The sequence below is a fragment of the Streptomyces sp. NPDC049577 genome (assembly GCF_040675635.1).
Classification (GTDB): Bacteria; Actinomycetota; Actinomycetes; order Streptomycetales; family Streptomycetaceae; genus Streptomyces.
Genome location: NZ_JBFAPH010000525.1, coordinates 1 through 2,691, shown reverse-complemented (window position 1 = coordinate 2,691; position 2,691 = coordinate 1). Strand labels below are relative to the sequence as shown.

General features: G+C 74.7%; 1 protein-coding gene and 2 pseudogenes. 1 reads left to right on the top strand and 2 read right to left on the bottom strand.

Annotated elements, in window-relative coordinates; all coding sequences use genetic code 11:
* A pseudogene (locus AB0K09_RS32110) lies at positions 1-227 on the top strand (hypothetical protein); the annotation flags it as partial.
* A gap of 47 nt (positions 228-274) precedes the next feature.
* Here the strand turns inward: AB0K09_RS32110 and AB0K09_RS32105 are convergent.
* Together AB0K09_RS32105 and AB0K09_RS32100 are read right to left on the bottom strand one after the other, a co-directional pair.
* On the bottom strand, positions 275-2,515 hold the full coding sequence (locus tag AB0K09_RS32105; RefSeq protein ID WP_366068916.1) for a bifunctional salicylyl-CoA 5-hydroxylase/oxidoreductase: 2,241 nt from the start codon (positions 2,513-2,515) through the stop codon (positions 275-277).
* A 2-nt stretch (positions 2,516-2,517) separates the two neighbouring features.
* A pseudogene (locus AB0K09_RS32100) lies at positions 2,518-2,613 on the bottom strand (enoyl-CoA hydratase); the annotation flags it as partial.
* Positions 2,614-2,691: the final 78 nt, after the last annotated feature.

Below are 2,691 nucleotides of genomic sequence, written 5' to 3'. Positions count from 1 at the left end.
CCGGCGACTTCGCCGACGGGGTGTGCTTCGTCGATCTGGTCCCGGTCACCGATCCGGGACGGATCGGCGCGGCGGTCGCGGCGGCCGTGGGGGTGACCGGGAGGGCGGGCGCAGCGGGTGTTCTCGGCGTTGCACGCGCGACTGCGGGATGCGGGGGCGCAGTTCGTGGCGTTGGCGCTGGCGTAGGAGCGGGGGCGGGCACGTTTTTCAGCCCGTCCGGCGTCTGAGGACACCGCGCGGAGCGCGGTCCGGGGCCGGGGGCGGAGCCCCCGGCTCACGATCTGCGCCCCACCGGCGGCTTTCGGCTGCCCGAGCGGTACGGCACCGGCCATGCCGCCCCCTCCCCCGCATACCCCTGCTCGGCGGCCGCGTGCAGCGTCCAGTGGGGGTCGTACAAGTGCGGGCGCCCCAGCGCGCACAGGTCCGCTCGTCCCGCGAGCACGATCGAGTTCACGTCGTCCCATGACGAGATCGCCCCCACCGCGATGACCGGCACCCGTGCCAGCCGGCGGATCCGTTCCGCGAACGGCGTCTGGTAGGAGCGCCCGTACGCGGGGCGTTCGTCCGGGACGACCTGGCCGGTGGAGACGTCGATCGCGTCGGCGCCGTGCTCGGCGAAGGCGCGGGCGATGTCCACCGCGTCGTCGCCGGTGGTGCCGCCGGGCGCCCAGTCGGTGGCGGAGATCCGCACGGTCATGGGGCGCTCGCCGGGCCAGACGGCCCGTACCGCGTCGAAGACCTCCAGGGGGAAGCGCAGCCGGCCGGCCAGGGTGCCGCCGTAGGCGTCGTCGCGGTGGTTGGTCAGCGGGGAGAGGAAGCCGGAGAGCAGATAGCCGTGCGCGCAGTGGAGTTCGAGGAGGTCGAAGCCGGCGCGGGCGGCGGCTTCGGCGGCGCGGACGAACTCGTCGCGGACGGCGGCCATCCCTTCGGCGGTCAGGGCGTGCGGGGTCTGGTTGACGCCGGGCCGGTAGGGCAGTGGTGAGGCGGCGACGAGGGGCCAGTTGCCGTCGGGCAGCGGCTGGTCGATGCCCTCCCACATGAGCCGGGTGGAGCCCTTGCGGCCGGAGTGGCCGAGCTGGACGCCGATGGCGGTGCCGGGCGCGCGCTCGTGGACGAAGTCGGTGATCCGCCGCCAGGCGGTCTCGTGCTCGGGCGCGTACAGGCCCGTGCAGCCGGGTGTGATGCGGCCGCGGGGGCTGACGCAGACCATCTCGGTCATGACCAGGCCGGCGCCGCCGAGGGCGCGGGCGCCGAGGTGGACGAGGTGGAAGTCGCCCGGTGTGCCGTCGACGGCGGAGTACATGTCCATGGGCGAGACGACGACGCGGTTGCGCAGGGTCAGCCCGCGCAGCCGGAACGGGGTGAACATGGGGGGCGTGCCGGGCGGGACGCCCGCCTCGTCCTCGACGGCGGTGACGAAGCGGGGATCGCGCAGCCGGAGGTTGTCGTGGGTGACGCGGCGGCTGCGGGTGAGCAGGCCGAAGGCGAACCGGTGCGGCGGTGCGCCGACGTGGACGGCGAGGTCCTCGAACCACTCCAGGCTGGCCCGCGCCGCGCGCTGGGTGGACTCGACGACCGGCCGCCGCTCGGCCTCGTACGCCGCCAGGGCCTCGGGGACGCCGGTGTGCCGCTCCAGCCGGTGGGCGAGGGCGACGGCGTCCTCGACGGCGAGCTTGGTGCCGGAGCCGATGGAGAAGTGGGCGGTGTGGGCGGCGTCGCCGAGCAGCACGGTGTTCCCGTGCCACCAGCGCTCATTGACGACCGTGCGGAAGGCGGTCCATTCGGAGCGGTTGGAGCGCAGCGGGCGGTCGCCGAGGAGGTCGGAGAAGTACTTGGCGCACAGGTCGAGGGAGGCCCTGCGGTCGCACCGGTCGAGGCCGGCGCGGCGCCAGACCTCCTCGCGCATCTCGACGATGACGGTGCTCGCGTGCGGCGCGTACGGATAGGCGTGCAGCTGCATGACCCCGTGCTCGGTCTCGGCTATCTCGAAGCGGAAGGCGTCGAGGGCGAAGCCGGCGGAGAGCCAGATGTAACGGCAGCGGTGGGTGGTGAGGGTGGGGCGGAAGACGTCCCGGTGGGCGTCGCGGGTGCTGCTGTGCACGCCGTCGGCGGCTATGACGAGGTCGTAGGCGTCCGCCAGCCGTGCGGCGGGCGGTGCCTCGGTGCGGAAGCGGAGGTCGACGCCGAGGGCGCGGCAGCGGTCGTGGAGGACGGCGAGGAGCCGGTGCCGGCCGACGGCGGCGAAGCCGTGGCCGCCGGAGCGCAGCAGGGTGCCGCGGTGCACGACGTCGATGTCGTCCCAGCGCCGGAACTCGCGCCGGAGGGCGGCGTGGACGGCGGGGTCGGCGCTCTCGATGCCGCCGAGGGTCTCGTCGGAGAGGACGACGCCGAAGCCGAAGGTGTCGTCGGGGGCGTTGCGCTCCCAGAGGGTGATCTCCCGGGCGGGGTCGTGGCGTTTGAGGAGGGCGGCGGCGTAGAGGCCGCCGGGTCCGCCGCCGATGACCGCGACGCGCATGCTCATCGCCCCCGCCACTTCGGCGGGCGCCGCTGGGTGAAGGCGGCGTGGAACTCGGCGTAGTCGGCGCTGTTCATCAGCAGGGCCTGGGTGGCGGCGCACGGCGCAGGCCCTGGTGGCGCAGGCCGCCGTGCCGGTGTCGGTGGACGTGCTGGACCGGCTGCCCTGCCCGTACG